Source organism: Pinirhizobacter sp. (genome assembly GCF_036499745.1).
Lineage (GTDB): Bacteria > Pseudomonadota > Gammaproteobacteria > Xanthomonadales > Rhodanobacteraceae > Pinirhizobacter.
Genome location: NZ_DASYDG010000013.1, coordinates 1 through 1,565, shown reverse-complemented (window position 1 = coordinate 1,565; position 1,565 = coordinate 1). Strand labels below are relative to the sequence as shown.

Annotated in this window: 3 protein-coding genes; all 3 read left to right on the top strand. The window is 64.1% G+C overall.

The window, feature by feature from the left end; translation table 11 throughout:
* Positions 1–490: cytochrome c oxidase subunit 3 (locus tag VGM61_RS04735; RefSeq protein WP_331521583.1), on the top strand; the 490-nt coding region annotated here is incomplete at its 5' end.
* Between the two features lie 52 nt (positions 491–542).
* Positions 543–833 carry a DUF983 domain-containing protein gene (locus tag VGM61_RS04730; protein ID WP_331521582.1) on the top strand — a complete coding sequence of 97 codons (291 nt, stop codon included), beginning with the start codon at positions 543–545 and terminating at the stop codon, positions 831–833.
* The gene (locus VGM61_RS04725) at positions 833–1,546 is read left to right on the top strand and encodes an SURF1 family protein (RefSeq protein ID WP_331521581.1); all 714 of its coding nucleotides are present in this window, start codon (positions 833–835) and stop codon (positions 1,544–1,546) included. Before VGM61_RS04730 ends, VGM61_RS04725 begins: the two co-directional genes overlap by 1 nt.
* Positions 1,547–1,565: the final 19 nt, after the last annotated feature.

Below are 1,565 nucleotides of genomic sequence, written 5' to 3'. Positions count from 1 at the left end.
CCCGCTGCTCAACACGCTGATCCTGCTCACCTCGGGCACCACCGTCACCTGGGCGCATCACGCGCTGCAGTCGGGCGACCGCAAGGGCGCGATCCAGGGCTTGCTGATCACGGTGCTGCTGGGCGCGAGCTTCACTGCGGTGCAAGCTTACGAATATGCCCACGCGCCCTTTACCTTCGGCTTCAACAATCTGGCGCTGCAGCCCTTCACCGATGCCGCGCACGTCTCGCTGGCGTCCGGCGCGGGTAATTTCGACGCCATCTATGGCTCGACCTTCTTCATGGCAACCGGCTTCCACGGCTTCCATGTCATCATCGGCACGATCTTCCTGACCGTATGCCTGGCGCGTGCCATTGCCGGCCAGTTCACGCCGACCCGCCATTTCGGCTTCGAGGCGGCGGCCTGGTACTGGCACTTCGTCGACGTGGTGTGGCTGTTCCTCTTCGCCTGCATCTATGTCTGGGGTCAGGGCCCGGTCACCGCTGCCTAATACGGCTCGCTGCGCTTTCCTCGGCCTCTGTCCGCAATGCGGGCAGGGGCCGTTGTTTGACGGCTATATCAAGCTCAAACCGGCTTGCCCCTCCTGCGGCCTGGACTATGCGATGTTCGATGCTGGCGATGGACCTGCCGTGTTCGGCATCCTGATCGTGGGCGCCATTGTGGCGGGGCTGGCCTTGTGGGTCGAATTCACCTTCTCGCCGCCCTATTGGGTGCATGCGGTGTTGTGGGCGCCGCTGATCGTGATCCTCAGCCTGGCTTTCCTGCGCCTCTCCAAATCCACGCTCCTGGTTCTCCAGTACAAGCACAAAGCGGGCGAAGGGCGGAGGCACTGATGGCCTTGCGGTTTCGTCCCTATCCCGGGGTGACGGTCGCAGTGCTGATCGCGGCCGCTATTCTGATCGGGCTGGGCGTGTGGCAGCTGCAGCGGCTGCAATGGAAGCTGGGGCTGATCGCGGAAGTGAATGGCCATATGACCGCTGCGCCGATTTCCCTGGATCAGGCCCTCAAGACGAGCGCCGACGCGATGCAGTATCGCCGCGTTGCGCTGGAGGGACGTTTCGACAATAGCAAGGAAGCCTATGTTTTCACCACGGGCGAGGGCGGCGCGGCGGTCTATCACGTGCTGACGCCGTTTCTGGCCAGCGATGGCCATACCCTGCTGGTGGATCGCGGCTTTATTCCCAAAGACAAACTCGATCCCGCGACCCGCACGCCCGTGGATGGCGTGACGCAGTTGGTGGGGGTGTGGCGCGTGCCGGACGCGCCGGGCGTCTTCACGCCCTTGCCCGATACGGCTCATCGGATCTGGTATTCCCGCGATCTCAAAGGCATTGCCGCTGCCGACCATATTCGGTTGGCCGCGCCCGTTTTGATCGAAGCGGATGCCGCCCCCAATCCGGGCGGTTGGCCCAAGGGCGGCCAGACGGTGGTGAGCTTCCGCAACGAACACCTCTCTTACGCCGTCACCTGGTTCGGGCTTGCGGCGGGCCTCTTCGGCGTCTATCTCGCCTATCACGCATCCAAGGGCCGGCTGCGCTGGGCCTGAATGCCAAGGCCGGCGGAGC

Bases quoted from the DNA above. Each gene is read 5' to 3' on its own strand.
- VGM61_RS04725 (WP_331521581.1), top strand. From the start codon at position 833: ATGGCCTTGCGGTTTCGTCCCTATCCCGGGGTGACGGTCGCAGTGCTG.